This is a genomic window from uncultured Maricaulis sp. (assembly GCF_963976135.1).
GTDB lineage: Bacteria > Pseudomonadota > Alphaproteobacteria > Caulobacterales > Maricaulaceae > Maricaulis.
In genome coordinates, this window is the sequence record NZ_CAXBKN010000008.1 from 31,437 (window position 1) to 45,979 (window position 14,543).

Below are 14,543 nucleotides of genomic sequence, written 5' to 3' on the forward strand. Positions count from 1 at the left end.
CAGTCTTCAATCCAACCCTCGGGTCAGTTCGGCTGCTGTGCCGTCGTGCGCAATTGCGCCTGGCCGGAGCCGAGCCGGGCGCGCGCCTCAAGGGCGGAGCGTACTTCGGGCAGTTCGAGCAGCGCATTGACCCGCGCTGCTGTTTCCGCCGTTTCAGCCGACATGCCGAACAGGGCTGAAAAGGCCTCGAGCGGTGTCTGTTCCCGCGGGAAGCGGACGAGGCGGACATCGGATTCCGGTGCGATGCCGGCCAGTTCGCGCGCCGCATCGACGGCATTGCGGAAGCCGCCAATCTCGTCGACCAGGCCGAGATCGAGGGCCTGGGCACCGGTCCACACCCGGCCGCGGGCGATCTCGAGCACGCGTTCGAGCGGCAGGTCGCGGCCATCGGCGACGCGCTGGGTGAAGTCCTCATAGGTCTCGGCCATCTGGGCGCGATAGGCGTCACGCTGGGTTTCGGTCCAGGCCTGCTGGCCGGAGAACGCCGTGGCGTATTCCCCGCCGACATAGACCGACTCCGATTGCAGGCCGACCATCTCGAATGTGCCCTCAAGCGCGACCTTGCCGCCCAGCACACCGATAGAGCCGGTCAGCGTGGTGGCGTGAGCGAGAATATAGTCGGCCGGCGCGGCGAGATAATAGCCACCCGATGCCGCCATCGAGGCCATGGAGATAATCACCGGCTTGCCGGCCTCCTGGGCCCGTTCGATGGCATTCCACACCTGGTCCGAAGCAATGGCCGACCCGCCGGGCGAATCCACCCGGACGAGAATGGCGCGAATATTCGCATCATTGGCGGCTTCGAGAATCGCGTCCGACATGCTGTCGCTGCCAATTCCGCCGCCACTGGCAAACGGGCTCTGGGCGGCGTTGCCGGTGACGATGGCACCCTGGCCTTCGATCAGGGCGATCGCCGGATTATTGCTCCAGGGGTTGAGCATCGAATGATAGGCCTCGATCGCCAGGATCTGGCTGCCGGATCCGGCGCGGGCGAGCGCTGATTCGCGGGCGTCGACAACATGGCCCAGGCGATCGACCAGACCACGCTCGACCGCATCCTCGGCGGAATGCGGTGCGGTCTCGAACACGCCGCGCAGGGCGTCAGCGCTAATGCTGCGATCACTGGAAATTTCGGTGATCGCTGTATCGAAGATGGAATTCATATAGGAGAGAGTGGCCTCGCGATGGGCGTCGGTGAAGCCGGTCTCGGTATAGACATTTGCGGCATTCTTGAATTCGAAGAATTGCTCGAACTGGACCTCGGCGTTGAACTGTTCAAACAGGCCGCCGAGGAAGAGGACTTCCGAGGCCAGGCCCGCCGGGGTGAAATTGGCGGTGTCCTGCAGCCAGATTTCATCAGAACCCGACACGGCGAAATAGGCGGTCACAGACGTGCCTTCGAAACCCTGTGCATGGGTGATGACGAATTTGCCGGCGTCGCGGAAATCGGCGATGGCATGGCGGATTTCTTCGGCCATGCCGGGAGACAGGCCAAATTCATTGGCGCGGATAAAGACTCCAGCCACTCCGGCATCGGTTTCCGCATGCTCCAGCGTCTGGACGATGTCGACCACGGAGAGCGGTTCGGCAAAGGCGAAAGGAGAGCGCGAGGGCGAATCAAGGCGCGCCTCCCGCAAGTCGATCTCCAGCACCGCACCCTGGCCGGGCAGGGTGGTTTCGGTCCGGGAGCCCGCAACAGCCGATGCCAGCATGCCAGCGATCAGGAAGGCGGCGAGCACCAGTGCGAGCACAGACCCGACGACAACGCCGAAAATCGAACCAAAGAATGTAATCCAGAACTGTTTCATCGCGGGGCCTTCCAAAGCGGGTACAGGTTTGACCGGACAATCCGTGCAAGAAGCGGTCCTGTCCAGACCCTTGATAGAGCAATGGCACGGTACAGCTATGAGGGATTGGCGGCGCAGCCATCCCGGCCGGGCCCCGGGCCGGTGCCGGAGGCAATGGAAAACGATGTCCATGGGCGGGGTGGGGCCAGATGGTCGGAGTAGCAAGATTTGAACTTGCGACCCCCGCCTCCCGAAGACGGTGCTCTACCAGGCTGAGCTATACTCCGAACCGAGGCAGGGTTTATAGCCAAGCCAGTCAGTCCCTGCAACGCCGAAACAGCAGCGTCCAGCCCAGTTGTGACAGGCGTGCACGCTGATACAGAATGGGCCGTGGGCCGGGCCGAACCGGTGGTGTGGGCGCTGGTTTCATCGCCCTGCCCGGGAACGAGCTGCAAATCCGTCCGCCGCTCACCGCATAGAGCCGTTGCATCCGCCCGCCCGACTCGGTATCTAGCCCGCTCCGTCGCAGCTGGCGGATCCGGTTGGGGCGTCGCCAAGTGGTAAGGCACCGGTTTTTGGTATCGGCATTCCCAGGTTCGAATCCTGGCGCCCCAGCCAACCGTCTTCAATTCAGTCCATCATCCAGAGAATCATCCCGGGGCCAGGCGGCGCCGGGTCCGGTTTTCGTGACGATTCCGTAAGGTCGGTCGAGAATCGAACCTCCTGGCTGCATGTCTGTATCACACAGCTGTGAAGTGCCTGTGAGGGCAAAACCCCGCTCGGGGCCGCATTCCGGTGCCAGGCTAAAGACTTACTGCCTTCAGCAGGCGAGCTTCACCAAATATTTAAGCGCGTCAGGGGAAAAATGCTGCTTTAGGAGCGCGATTGGTCGCATTCCAGCCATAATGATGTATTGATCGTAACGCTTGGCTAGTGTTAGCGTCCAACCGGATTTCAAAGGCGCGCATGTGTCGATGAGACGGTGGGATTACCATCGCGGTTTCTGGGTGGGCTGTAACAGACAGCTACGGTAACCATCCGTGCAGAATTGAACGCTAATCGGGTTATCCGAGGGCGGCCAGCGCGCCGCTTGAGTTTAGGGTAGGGGGCCAATCCGGCAGGCTTTTGTCGGTTTAGCATCGAATTAATGTGGGCGGGGAGCCGTATTGGCGCCCTGCGATTACCATTGTGAGGCGAGAAATGGTGGACTTGAAGAAAATGGTTCGCGCGTCGCTCATGGCGGCGGTTGCGGCGAGCGCCGTCGGGGGGGTTGCCACTGCGCAACTCGCGCCCGTGCTGCAAACGGCACGTCAGGGAACGACCGAGGGTGCGCAGACGCAATCCCGAATTGACCAGCTGGATGACCAGCGCACGGATATCGAACTCGAATACCGTGCCCTGCTCGACCAGATCGAATCGCAGCGGCTGTTCGTTGAGCAGCAGCAGGTGTTTATCCGGTCGCAGGAAGCTGAGATGGGGTCGCTGCAACAGCAGATCGATCGCGTCGAGAACATCCAGCGCGACCTGGCGCCGATGATGCGCGAAATGGTCCAGAACCTGGAGCAATTCGTGAATCTCGACCTTCCATTCCGCCTTGAAGGCGAAAATGGCCGGCTTCGCCGGATCGAGCGTCTTTATGAGCTGATCGACAGCCCGGACATCTCCCCGGCTGAGCGCTATCGCGTCATCCTGAACGCCTATGAAATCGAAGCGTCCTATGGCCGTTCGCTGAACTCCTATGATGAAGAAATTCTCGAGGACGGCATTCCGGTCAATGTGACTGTGTTGCAGATCGGCCGTGTCGCCATGATCCGCAAATACCCTGATGGCCGCATGACCATGCGCAATGTGCGTGGCAGCGACTGGGTTGCGCTTCCGGGCAGCTACGAAACCAATGTGACCCGCGCAATCCGGATCGCTCAAGAAGTCACCACCCCGTCTGTCTTCCTCGCGCCTCTTCCAGGGCCGACGGTAGCGCAGTAACGGATTGGAACGGAGAGTTAAGCGATGAAGACCACCTTTAAGATACTCGCCGCCGCCGTTTCGATGGGTGTGGCGCTCACTGCCGGAGCTGTCGGACAGACGCAGCCGGCCGGATCAATCAGCGAACTTCTGAATCGCGTGCGCAGTGATGCCCGCGAAGCCAGCCAGGAAAACCAGGCTCGCCTGCGTGAATTCCAGAGCAGCACGAATCAGCAGCAAGCCCTGTTGAGCCAGGCTCGTGGCGAAATGGCCGCCCTGGAACGGCAGGCAGCAACGCTGACCGCCCAGTTCGAAAACAACCAGCTTGAAATCGACGTTCTCGCGACCGAGCTTCGCCAGCGCCAGGGTGCGTTTGGTGAGCTGTTCGGTGCGGCCCGTCAGGCTGCCGGCGAATTTGCCGCCATCATCAACGCCTCCCTGGTGTCTGCCCAATTCCCGGGCCGTGCCGAAGCGCTTGAAACCCTGGCGACCAATCGCACGCTTCCAACCCGTTCGGAGCTGGATTTCATCTGGCGTCGCGCCATTGACGAAATGATCGGCCAGCAAAGCGTCGTGACTTTCGATTCCATGGTGACGGGCATTGGCAATGGCCAGCCGGTTCCGGTGACTCGCGTCGGACCTTTCATTGCCTTCACCAGCTATAACAACAATCAGCGTTTTGCGCGCTGGAAGGAAAACGACACCACCGGTGCGTGGGCCCTGTCCGACCTTCCAACCCAGCCGCCAGGCAATCTGATTGCCGCTGCGTCGACCCTCTTCAATGCCGACCCGGACGAGATCGTCATGGGCGTTGTCGATCCGTCGCGTGGTGCCCTGCTGGACATCTACAAGGACGTCCCGGATCTGAAAGAGCGCATCAATCAGTCCGGCATGGTCGGCCTGGTGATCATCGGTCTCCTGGCGATCTCGGCCTCCTTCGGTCTGTTCCGCATGTTCGCTCTGTTGAGCACGCAGGCAGCCGTCAATGGTCAGAAGCGCAAGTCAAAAGCCGGCAAGGGCAATCCGCTCGGCCGTGTCATGATGGCTTATGAAGCTGCCAAGGACAAAGATGTCGAGACGATGGAATTGAAGCTCGACGAGGCCATTCTCCAGGAATCGCCAAAGCTCGAATTCGGCCTCAACTTCCTGAAACTGGCAGCCGGTATTGCGCCGCTGCTGGGTCTGCTGGGTACTGTGACCGGGATGATCAAGACCTTCACCCAGATCACATTGTTCGGTACGGGCGATCCGAAAATCATGGCCGGCGGTATTTCCGAAGCGCTCATGACCACGGTTCTCGGCCTTATTGCCGCCATTCCGCTGTTGTTCATTCACAGCTTCGCGCAGAGCTTCGCTCGCGGCGTGCAGCAAGTGCTTGAAGAGCAGGCTGCTGGCATGGTTGCACGGCACGCTGAAGAGCGCGGCCAAGGCTAATCGGAGGAAGCGTTATGGATTTCCAGGCCGTAACTACCGGCCTTCAGGAGTTCCTCGAGCGCGGAGGCCCCGTTCTGGTTGTTATCATGATAACGACCTTTGTAATGTGGGCCTTCATCCTCGAGCGCTTCGCCTACTTCTACTTCGCCTTTGGCGGACAAGAGAGTGCGGCGATGCGGGAGTGGTCAGCACGGTCAGACCGAAAGTCTTGGTATGCCCATGCGATCCGCGACCAGCTCATCTCGGAGGTTAAGCAGCGTTGTGACCAGAATGTCGAGTTGGTGAAAACCCTCGTCGCGGTTGCCCCGCTATTCGGATTGTTGGGAACAGTGACCGGTATGGTCTCGGTTTTCGACGTCATGGCGATTTCGGGTTCGTCGGACGCACAGGCCATGTCGGCCGGTGTTTCCCGGGCCACGATCCCGACCATGGCAGGGATGGTGGCATCCCTGTCCGGACTGATTTTCGCGACCCAGATCGAGATTCTCGCCAAGCGCCGTGTTGCGCGCCTGGCTGACAAGCTCGAAATTGGCGAAGGAGTTCAGTCATGAGACGTCGGGCCAAGCACACGGACGACCAGGCCGAGGTCAACATGACCCCGATGCTGGATATCGTCTTTATCCTGCTGATCTTCTTTATCGTGACTGCGACCTTCCTCTCGGAAGAGGGGATCGACATGCGGCCACCGGCGGATACTCCGCCAGACAGCAATACGCCGGCTTCGCCGCCGATCCTGGTTCAGGTCGATGAGGATAATAATATCTTCGTCAACCAGGTCCGGACGGATGTGGACCGGGTCTTGTCGGCCGTGAATCGTTTCCGCTCGGAAGATCCGGGCAGCGCGGTTCTGGTCGATGTCGAGGATGAAGCCGACCACGGTATCATTGTCCAGATCTGGGACGAGATGGGTGCCAATGGCATTCCGGTTTCGCTCCAGCGCAACCAAGAAAACGGTTAGGACCGGGGAGGTTCAATATGGCGCGCCGTGTTAGCCGCGTAAGTACCGGAGGAGAAGAAGTCGAACTGAACATGACGCCGATGCTCGACGTTGTTTTCATTCTGCTGATCTTCTTCATCGTCACCTCGGTCTTCATCAAGGAGCCGGGCATTACGGTGGTCCGTCCTGATGCCATGACCGAGGAGCGTGAAACCCCGTCCATGCTGGTGGCAGTTACGTCCACCAATGAGATCTGGGTCAATCGCCGTGCCTATGAGATGGCCGAGCTGCGTGGGGTAATCGAGCAACTCTTGCAAGAGAATCCCAAGGGCGAGGCCATGATCCAGGGCGACGAGACTGCCAATATCGGCATTATTCTCGACGTGCAGGATCTGCTCACGGAAATGGGTGTCGAAGTCAAGATTTCGACGTTACAAAACTAGGGAGGACTGATTATGGGAAGCATAATTCGCCTCATCGGCGGGGTTCCGATTGCCGCCATTGTGACGGTCGCACTCTTCCTGCTGATGACCCGCCTGATCTTTACCGAGGGCGCGCCACCGGAAACCAATGCCGACGAGCTGTCCTTCTCGATCAATGACGAGGTTCAGGACATCGCGGCTCGCCGTCGGGATACGACGATTGAAGACGTGCAGCAGGTCGAGCCACCGCCACCGCCTCCACAGATCGACCGTCAGCGGGCTGAACAGCCGACTGAAGGTCTGGCGACGGTGATGGGTGCGATTCCGGATTTCGCGGCGCCGCAGCTGAATAGCGACAGTGTCAGCTTTTCGGTTTCTGACCGTGATGCCCAGCCACTGGTCCGGATTGAGCCACAATACCCGATGCGAGCGCTCGAGCGCGGAACAGAGGGGACGTGTAATGTCCGGTTCGACGTGACCGCCAATGGCACGCCGACCAATATCCGGATCATCGCCTGCGACAGTTCATTGTTCGAACGCGCTGCAGAACGTGCAGTCGAACGCTGGCGTTACAGCCCGAAAGTGCAGGATGGCGTGCCAGTGTCGCGCGTGAACGTGGAAACACAGTTCGAATTCCGCCTTTCGGAATAGGAATACGGCGATGGATGAGCGTGGCCCACCACGTTCATCCATTGACGACTGCGGGAGCGGGTGAGCGCCGGACCGGGGCCACCCAGACAGTTTGTGAAAGCCTGTCCAGGGGAGCGGGACTGGTATGAAGGAGCCATCGATGATCCGTTTTAGCGGTTTCGATCTGACTGGGGTAACCCGCAAGCTTGCCATGCTCGCGATGGCCGTGTCGTTGACCGGTGGTGTTTTCGCGACAGCGGATGCGCAAAGACGCGAGCGCCGTTCGGATGAACAATCCGAGCAGAATGCTGCGGACCGGGTATTCTCGGCGGCGGTCGGGGAGATCGTCCAGGAAGCCCTGGCGCAACAAGAGGCTGAGCAGTATGCCGCGTCGATCACGACCCTGAACCGGGCCCTGGCGATTTCGAGCATCAATCCATATGAGCGGGCCGTTTCGCTGCAATTGCGCGGCCGTGCCTATTACGACACCGATCGGGTCTCCCAGGCGATCCAGGACTGGGAAGCGGCCATCGCCACCGGCGCGATGCTGCCCAGCGAAGTCAATAGCTACCGGATCAATATCGGCCAGCTCTATATCACGATCGATGATTACACGCGGGGGATTGCCTCCCTCGAACGTGCGGTCGCCGATGGTGGCACTGAAATCGTCAATGCACCGCTCGCACGCATGCTCGCCCAGGCCTATGGCCAGGCCGAACGCTATCGTGAAGGTCTTGCCTGGGCCAATCGCTTCTGGGCGATGATCCCGTCGGCTGACCGTCAGCGCGGTGATTACAGCCTGATGCTGTTCTATTATCAGCAACTCGACATGGTTCCCCAGCAAATGGGGATCGTCGAAGAAATGGTTCAGCGCTGGCCGGCCGAGAAGAGCAATTGGCGGTCCTACGCCTCTCTTCTGGCCCAGGTCGATCGCGAGGAAGACGCGTTCGAAGCCAACAAGATCATGTATATCAATGGCATGTTTACCGAAGGGCGTGAGGTCGAAGCGCTGGCTCAGTATTACAGCTATTTCGAATATCCCTATCGCGGCGCGATTATTCTCGAGCGTGAGATGAATGCCGGCGTCGTCGAACGCAGCCAGCGCAATCTGAACCTGCTCGCCAATATGTGGCGTCAGGCTCGCGAATGGGAGCGTGCCATTCCGGTGCTTCGCCAGGTGGCCCAGCTGTCTGGTGACGGCAATGACTATCTGAAACTGGCCGAAGCATTGTTCCAGGAGCGCCAGCTCTCGGAAGCCGAGAACGCGTTCGAGGAAGCCCTCAACCGTGGTGGCCTCGATCGTCCCGGTACCGCCTGGACCCTGCTGGGCAATGTCCGGCTGGAGCTGGATCGCCGGCAGTCGGCGCTCGCAGCCTTCCAGGAAGGCACGCGCTATCCTTACTCGCGCGCCACAGCCAGTGGCTATATCACCTATATCAACAGTGTGATCCGCGCCGAGGCTGATCGGGTCCGTATCCGTGAGCGGGTTCGCCGCGATGAGTGCGAGTTCGGGGTGGCTGATCTCATGGAGACGGCTCAACTGCTTGGCACGATCGACGAGAATGGCCGCATCTTCATCACTGTCCCGCCCCGTTGTACTGATCTCTACAATCAGTTCGGCGAGTCGATTGCCCAGCAGGCTGCTGCCGCTGCGGCTGCGGCTGCAGAGGGTGAGGCAGCCGAAGACGCTGGCTAGCAGAGGCCGCCGGATCTGTTTCCGGCAGATATGACAAGATGAACCACGCCCCGGCTTTTTGGCCGGGGCGTTTTTCTTGGCCAGTCCTGCGGGCGTGAGCGCCGCAGCCAATCACCATGCCAACAGCGCGCCTGCACTGATCGGGGCCCTGGTTGGCTGGCGCTCGCGGGAAATGACCCAGCAATGGTCACAATCCCCCCTGCTTCTGCCGTGGTTTCGCCGCCTCACGCGTTCACGCTTTCCTGGCGGCGCGGGGCTGTGTTGTAGCTCTGCGTCGCACCCGCTCATCCCGGTTTGCGGTTACCGCCTCCGGGACAGGAGCGGGTCGAGGGACAATGTCTGTCGGGGCCGTGCAGCACGCTGTCCAAGGGGAGGTCTGTCCGATGACAGCCAGTTTCCAGACTTTGAGACTACCGGTTCTCTTGCCCGTAGCGGCCATTATCACGCTCGCGCTGTTCCTGCTGATGCGGCAATTGATCGATATCGGCCCGGTGAATCAGGTGCCCGAGCTCGACGCGCCGTCCATCGTCATCAGGTTCGAGCCGGTCGAGACACCGCCAACCTTTATCGATGAGATGATCCTGGTCGATCCAGTTGCCCCGCCGCCGCCGCCCCCGGTGATGGAGGCCAATGCCGGACCGGTGGATGCCGTTGATGCTGTGGGCGGTGCGGTCATGCCCGCGATCGCCCGTTCCGAGATCAGCGGCCCCGGCAGCATCGTGATCACCTCACGCGAACCGGTGCCGATTGTGCGGGTACAGCCAAGCTATCCCATTCGGGCTGCCGAGCGGATGCTGGAGGGGCAGTGTACGGTTCTGTTCGATATCACGCCGCAGGGCACAACGGCCAATGTGCGCCCACTCGATTGTTCCAGCTCTTTGTTCGAGAGCGCAGCGGTGAACGCGGTCGCCCGCTGGCGCTATAGTCCCCAGGTACAGGAGGGGCAGCCAGTCATGCACCGTGGTGCGACCACCCAGCTGGTCTTCCGTCTCGACGAATAAGCATTTTCCGGGCGTCACGGATGGCCCCGTTCGACCGGAAAAGGCCCGCTGCGACCCAGGTCGCAGCGGGTTTTTCTATTCCGCGGCTGCAGCGGGCTCGGCCGCAATCGCTTCGACTTCGGCATCGGCCAGGCCGACCGTCATCAGGGCGAAGGCCCAGTTCATGGCGGTCTCGCGCAGGCTGTCAAACCGGCCCGAAGCGCCGCCATGGCCGGCCCCCATATTCATGCGAAGCAGGGTCAGCCCGTCATCGGTACGCCGGTCGCGCAGGCGCGCGACCCATTTGGTCGGCTCCCAATAGGTGACGCGTGGATCGGTCAGGCCGCCGGTCGCGAGGACATGCGGATAGGCCATTTCGCGAACCTGGTCATAGGGGCTGTAGGCGATCATCGTCTGATAGTCTTCGGCGCTCTCGATCGGATTGCCCCATTCGGGCCATTCCGGCGGGGTCAGCGGCAATTCGGCGTCCGACATCGTATTGATGACATCGACGAAGGGCACGGCCGCGATGGCACCGGCAAACAGGTCCGGCTGGAGATTGATTGCCGCGCCGACCAGCAGGCCGCCAGCGGACCCGCCATAAGCGACGATATTGCCGCGTGAAGTATAGCCCTGGCTGGCCAGGGCCTCGCCGGCGGCAACGAAGTCGGAGAAGGTGTTTTCCTTATTCTCCAGCTTGCCGTCGAGATACCACTGATAGCCGCCCGCCATGCCGCCGCGGATATGGGCGACCGCATAGACCATGCCGCGGTCGACCAGCGAGAGCGGTGTGACGCGGAAACCGGCCGGTATAGTGATGCCGTAGGAGCCATAACCGTACAGCATCAGCGGCGCAGAACCGTCGATGGGCGTGTCGGCATGGTGGAGGATGGTGACCGGGATCTGGGCCCCGTCCGACGCCGGCGCCATGATGCGGCGTACGACATAATCGGCCGGATCATGCCCCGACGGCACTTCCTGGCGCTTGCGCAGGACACGTGTCCGCGTGCGCATATTGTAATCGTAAGTCTCTTCCGGCGTCGACGGGCTCTCATAGGAGAAGCGGATCAGATCGACCGCATATTCATAGCCGGCCGAGACGCCGAGCGAATAGGCTTCCTCGGCGAAATCGATCTGGTGTTCGGCTCCCGTTGCATATTCGCGCACGACAATGCGCGGCAGTGCGTTCTCGCGCTCCATACGCACTTGCCAGTCGCGGAAACCAATCAGATCGAGCACCAGCACGCCGGGGCGGCTCGGGATGGCATCGACCCAGTTCTCACGGCCCGGATTATCAAGCGGTGCCGACATGATCTTGAAGTCGACGGCACCGTCGAGATTGGTGCGGAAATAGAAGCGATCGGGCGCTTCTGTCAGATAATATTCGACATTCTCCTCGCGCGGCGCGATCAGCATCGGCTCGGCTGCCGGGTCATTGGCGTCGATCAGGCGGATCTCGTTGGAGGTGTGACCGCCGGCATTGATAACAACGTAATTCTCGCCGTCCGACAGGCCGATCGACAGGAAGAAACCGGCATCGGGCTCTTCATAGACGAGTTCGCTGGCGCCGCCTGTCCGCGGCTGGCGATAGACGCGCACCGAGCGGCCATTATCATCGCGCCAGATCCAGTAGAGGGTTTCGCTATCATTGGCCCAGACGAAATCACCGGTGGATTCGTCAGTCAGGGTTGAGATGATCGCGCCTGTGGCGATGTCCTTGATGCGGACCTCGTAATATTCCGAACCGCGGATATCAACGGCATAGGCGAGATAGCGATGGTCGGGGCTGTGCTCGACTTCGCCGAAATCGAGATAGTCGAAATCGGCCGCTTCGGCATCGCCATCAATCAGGATTTCTTCGTCGCCATTGGCTTCCCCGGTGACCGGATCGACCGGGCGGCGCGAATAGATCGGGTATTGGCCGCCTTCGCGGTAGCGGCTGAAATACTCAAAATCGCCGTCACGCTCGGGCACCGAGCTGTCGTCTTCCTTGATGCGGCCGCGGATCTCCTGGAAAATCCGTTCCTGCAGGCCCGCTGTGGGCTCCATCACAGTGTCTATATAAGCGTTTTCGGCATCGAGCAGGGCGCGGATATCGGCGTCGAGCACTTCGGGCTCGCGCATTACCTGCTGCCAGTTCTCATCCTTGATCCACTGGTATTCATCGATCCGGGTGAAGCCGAGTTGTTCAATCTCGACAGGACGTTGCTCGGCCATCGGCGCCTCGATCCCGCGGGCGCGGTCGATCAGGGCGGAGGTCGTCGTCGCAGCTGTATTGTCAGCGGTCATGGTGGTCTCCGGGCTGCAGGCTGCGGCGAGCAGGGCGACGAGCCCCGCACCGATCCGAATCACCCGTTGGCTTGCTGTAAGTGATGTCATTATTCCCCCCTGATTACCCGTTGGTTTAGCGTTGGCCACTGGTTCTGCTACGCATCCGCTTTGAAATCCAGCACGCCGCCATTGGTACAATAGCGCTGGCCGGTCGGTGGTGGACCGTCGGAAAATACATGGCCCATATGGGCGCCGCAATTGGCGCAGTGAATCTCGGTGCGCGGATAGCGCAGCTTGTAGTCCGTCTTGGTCTCGATCGCATCCGGTGCGGCCGGTTGCCAGAAGGAGGGCCAGCCGGAGCCGGACTCGTATTTATGGTCCGAGGCGAAGGCCGCTTCGCCGCAGACGGCGCAATGATAGGTCCCGGCGCGCTTTTCGGTATTGAGCGGGTGGGAGAAGGCGGGTTCGGTGCCTTCGGCAAAGGCAATCGCCTCGGTGGTGGCGTCGAGCGCGTCCCGCAGGCGCGCAATCTCTGTTTCATTCAGCCGGGGCATTGTCGATTTCCTCGCCAGTCATGGCCGCGATGGCATGGCCAGCGCGTCTGACTGATAATATGGGGGTTGTGAGGCTGATGACCAGCAAGACCAGCGCCAGCCCGCCCATCGGGATCAGCGCGGCAATATGCGGACCCGTCGCGCCGACAACAAAACCCATGATGACAGCGCCGGCCGGCATGCCGCCGAACAGGCCGAGCTGATAGACCGACATCACCCGCGCCAGCTTGGCCGGCGGCGCCTGTTCCTGCACGACCGAACGGCTCAGCGAGATGGCGACACCGGCGCCAAGGCCCCAGAAAAAGACCAGCAGATACAGCGTCCACAGCGGCATGGGCAGGGCAAAGGCGCCGAGCGCCAGCACGGTAACGCATTGCGCCAGCACAACGGCGCGGCCGGGCCGTTCGATCTGGCGGAATTTGACCAGGGCGATATTGGCCGCCAGGGCGCCGAGCCAGAAACAGACCATCAGGCTGGCAATCTCCTGGAAACCGCCGCCATAGGTCTCGCGGATCAGCAGCGGGATGAGCACCAGGAAACCGCCGCCGACGACGAGAAAACCGATCGCGACCATAATCGCCGTCATCGGCATCAGCACCGGCGAATGCACCACGGCACGCCAGCCATCGACCAGATCGGCCAGCGGGTGGGCGGTGGAGCGGCCGCGATTGGACACCAGGCGCGGGATGAAGGCGGCGGCGACCCCGCCCATGACCAGGCCGAAACCCTGCAGCGCGAACAGGGCCGCCGGCCCGGTCCAGGCGGCGAAATAGCCCACGCCCATGCCGGCGATCTGCGAGGCGAATTGCACCGTTGAGGTCAGGACGACGGCGCGCTGCAAATCAACCCGGCCATGGCGGGTCTGGCCGGTGATGCGCACGACCGGATTGATGGCGCTGTCGCGGGCCGGCATGACGAAGCCACCGGCGACACCGATCAGCAGGGCAAAGCCCACCATCGCCCAATAGGAGAGCCGGTTGGTGAAGAGCAGGCCGGCCAGGGCCAGCGCGCTCAATCCGGCGAAAATGTAGAAATAGAACAGGATGCCGCGCCGGTCGCGGCGTTCGGCCAGCACGCCGGCCAGCGGCAGAAGCAACATCATCGGCGCCGTCAGGGCCGCCTGGGCGATGCCCAGCCTTTCCGGGCTCTCGCCGAGGGTGAAGGTGATGACGCCGGGAAACAGGGTGGTCTGCAGCCCGAAGCTGAAGAACCAGCAGGCCACCAATGCCAGATAGGCACCGAAGGGCGGAAGCCGGAGCTTCCGGTTGCGGGCGAGGGTCTCAAACAGGGGCAAGGACAGAGCTTCAATCAGGTTGCAACGGCGATCACGATTATATCATTGTTTTGGTAAGTGAATGTGACTGGCATCATGGACTGTCTAGCAACATGCTGCTGTGAAGCAAGTTTTCTCGAACCACTCCCGGGACAAAAGACCCGACTCTTCCGCACTGTCTGGAGCGAATGACATGAAATATCGACCCGCTTTTCTTGGTATCCTTGTCGCCGCCTTCCTGCTCTTCATGGGCGTGCAGAAATTCGGCGCCGCCAACCCGGTCTTCGCTTATATCGCCGCGACATCCGGCATTGAATTATTCGAGCCGGTGATCCGCCTCGCCGTCGGCGTCAGCGAGATCACCGCCGCCGCCCTCATCCTGCTCGCCACCTTCACCGGCCGCCTGCGCGGCCTCGGTGCCCTGATCTCCGCCGGGGTCACAGGCGGCGCCCTCGTCTTCCACCTCTCGCCCTGGCTCGGGATCAACGCCCCGGTCGCCTTCGCCCCCGGCGGTGGCTATGCGTTCAGCCCGATGCTGTTCATGATGGCGCTGCCCTTCTTCGCACTCTCGCTGGTGCTGGTCTGGCTGGACCGGGA

The 14,543-nt window shown here is 61.4% G+C and carries 13 protein-coding genes and 2 tRNA genes; 10 read left to right on the forward strand and 5 right to left on the reverse strand.

Features of this window, described 5'->3' with window-relative positions; genetic code table 11:
• Positions 1 to 23 precede the first annotated feature (23 nt).
• The gene (gene sppA / locus AAC023_RS02095; RefSeq protein WP_339737625.1) at positions 24 to 1,808 is read right to left on the reverse strand and encodes a signal peptide peptidase SppA; all 1,785 of its coding nucleotides are present in this window, start codon (positions 1,806 to 1,808) and stop codon (positions 24 to 26) included.
• A 189-nt stretch (positions 1,809 to 1,997) separates the two neighbouring features.
• Positions 1,998 to 2,074 (reverse strand) — tRNA-Pro (locus AAC023_RS02100).
• 256 nt (positions 2,075 to 2,330) lie between these two features.
• On the opposite strand from AAC023_RS02100, the gene AAC023_RS02105 reads away from it, so the two are divergent.
• The 9 genes from AAC023_RS02105 (at position 2,331) to AAC023_RS02145 (ending at position 9,869) form a co-directional block, all read left to right on the forward strand.
• A tRNA-Gln gene (locus tag AAC023_RS02105) sits at positions 2,331 to 2,405 on the forward strand.
• A gap of 618 nt (positions 2,406 to 3,023) precedes the next feature.
• The gene (locus AAC023_RS02110) at positions 3,024 to 3,770 is read left to right on the forward strand and encodes a DUF3450 domain-containing protein (protein ID WP_339737627.1); all 747 of its coding nucleotides are present in this window, start codon (positions 3,024 to 3,026) and stop codon (positions 3,768 to 3,770) included.
• A 24-nt stretch (positions 3,771 to 3,794) separates the two neighbouring features.
• Entirely contained in the window at positions 3,795 to 5,183 is a 1,389-nt protein-coding gene (locus tag AAC023_RS02115; RefSeq protein ID WP_339737629.1) for a MotA/TolQ/ExbB proton channel family protein, read from the forward strand.
• 14 nt (positions 5,184 to 5,197) lie between these two features.
• A complete protein-coding gene (locus AAC023_RS02120; protein WP_339737631.1) occupies positions 5,198 to 5,734 on the forward strand; it encodes a MotA/TolQ/ExbB proton channel family protein in 537 nt (178 codons plus the stop codon).
• On the forward strand, positions 5,731 to 6,141 hold the full coding sequence (locus AAC023_RS02125) for a biopolymer transporter ExbD (protein WP_339737633.1): 411 nt from the start codon (positions 5,731 to 5,733) through the stop codon (positions 6,139 to 6,141). Before AAC023_RS02120 ends, AAC023_RS02125 begins: the two co-directional genes overlap by 4 nt.
• A 17-nt stretch (positions 6,142 to 6,158) precedes the next feature.
• Complete coding sequence (locus tag AAC023_RS02130) at positions 6,159 to 6,563, forward strand: biopolymer transporter ExbD (protein WP_339737635.1); 405 nt, start codon at positions 6,159 to 6,161, stop codon at positions 6,561 to 6,563.
• Positions 6,564 to 6,575: 12 nt separating this feature from the next.
• Positions 6,576 to 7,193: an energy transducer TonB gene (locus AAC023_RS02135; RefSeq protein WP_339737637.1), complete on the forward strand. Its 618-nt coding sequence runs from the start codon at positions 6,576 to 6,578 to the stop codon at positions 7,191 to 7,193.
• Between the two features lie 139 nt (positions 7,194 to 7,332).
• A complete protein-coding gene (locus tag AAC023_RS02140; protein WP_339737639.1) occupies positions 7,333 to 8,868 on the forward strand; it encodes a tetratricopeptide repeat protein in 1,536 nt (511 codons plus the stop codon).
• Positions 8,869 to 9,251: 383 nt separating this feature from the next.
• Positions 9,252 to 9,869 (forward strand): energy transducer TonB, encoded by a 618-nt coding sequence (locus tag AAC023_RS02145; RefSeq protein WP_339737641.1) that lies wholly within the window; start codon positions 9,252 to 9,254, stop codon positions 9,867 to 9,869.
• A gap of 75 nt (positions 9,870 to 9,944) precedes the next feature.
• On the opposite strand, the gene AAC023_RS02150 is transcribed toward AAC023_RS02145, so the two are convergent.
• Genes AAC023_RS02150 through AAC023_RS02160 form a run of 3 tightly spaced genes read right to left on the reverse strand, consistent with a single transcriptional unit; the run spans position 9,945 to position 13,967 of the window.
• A complete protein-coding gene (locus AAC023_RS02150; RefSeq protein WP_339737643.1) occupies positions 9,945 to 12,227 on the reverse strand; it encodes a S9 family peptidase in 2,283 nt (760 codons plus the stop codon).
• Positions 12,228 to 12,274: 47 nt separating this feature from the next.
• Positions 12,275 to 12,673, reverse strand: coding sequence for a peptide-methionine (R)-S-oxide reductase MsrB (gene msrB / locus AAC023_RS02155; protein ID WP_339737645.1), 399 nt, complete (start codon positions 12,671 to 12,673; stop codon positions 12,275 to 12,277).
• Positions 12,657 to 13,967 (reverse strand): MFS transporter, encoded by a 1,311-nt coding sequence (locus AAC023_RS02160; protein ID WP_339737647.1) that lies wholly within the window; start codon positions 13,965 to 13,967, stop codon positions 12,657 to 12,659. Before AAC023_RS02160 ends, msrB begins: the two co-directional genes overlap by 17 nt.
• A gap of 172 nt (positions 13,968 to 14,139) precedes the next feature.
• On the opposite strand from AAC023_RS02160, the gene AAC023_RS02165 reads away from it, so the two are divergent.
• The coding region (locus tag AAC023_RS02165) for a hypothetical protein (RefSeq protein ID WP_339737649.1) at positions 14,140 to 14,543 on the forward strand (404 nt) is incomplete at its 3' end.

What these genes read in the sequence shown, in the direction of transcription:
- sppA (WP_339737625.1), bottom strand. Translation starts at nt 1,808, where the DNA reads ATGAAACAGTTCTGGATTACATTCTTTGGTTCGATTTTCGGCGTTGTC.
- AAC023_RS02110 (WP_339737627.1), top strand. Translation starts at nt 3,024, where the DNA reads ATGGCGGCGGTTGCGGCGAGCGCCGTCGGGGGGGTTGCCACTGCGCAA.
- AAC023_RS02115 (WP_339737629.1), top strand. Translation starts at nt 3,795, where the DNA reads ATGAAGACCACCTTTAAGATACTCGCCGCCGCCGTTTCGATGGGTGTG.
- AAC023_RS02120 (WP_339737631.1), top strand. Translation starts at nt 5,198, where the DNA reads ATGGATTTCCAGGCCGTAACTACCGGCCTTCAGGAGTTCCTCGAGCGC.
- AAC023_RS02125 (WP_339737633.1), top strand. Translation starts at nt 5,731, where the DNA reads ATGAGACGTCGGGCCAAGCACACGGACGACCAGGCCGAGGTCAACATG.
- AAC023_RS02130 (WP_339737635.1), top strand. Translation starts at nt 6,159, where the DNA reads ATGGCGCGCCGTGTTAGCCGCGTAAGTACCGGAGGAGAAGAAGTCGAA.
- AAC023_RS02135 (WP_339737637.1), top strand. Translation starts at nt 6,576, where the DNA reads ATGGGAAGCATAATTCGCCTCATCGGCGGGGTTCCGATTGCCGCCATT.
- AAC023_RS02140 (WP_339737639.1), top strand. Translation starts at nt 7,333, where the DNA reads ATGATCCGTTTTAGCGGTTTCGATCTGACTGGGGTAACCCGCAAGCTT.
- AAC023_RS02145 (WP_339737641.1), top strand. Translation starts at nt 9,252, where the DNA reads ATGACAGCCAGTTTCCAGACTTTGAGACTACCGGTTCTCTTGCCCGTA.
- AAC023_RS02150 (WP_339737643.1), bottom strand. Translation starts at nt 12,227, where the DNA reads ATGACATCACTTACAGCAAGCCAACGGGTGATTCGGATCGGTGCGGGG.
- msrB (WP_339737645.1), bottom strand. Translation starts at nt 12,673, where the DNA reads ATGCCCCGGCTGAATGAAACAGAGATTGCGCGCCTGCGGGACGCGCTC.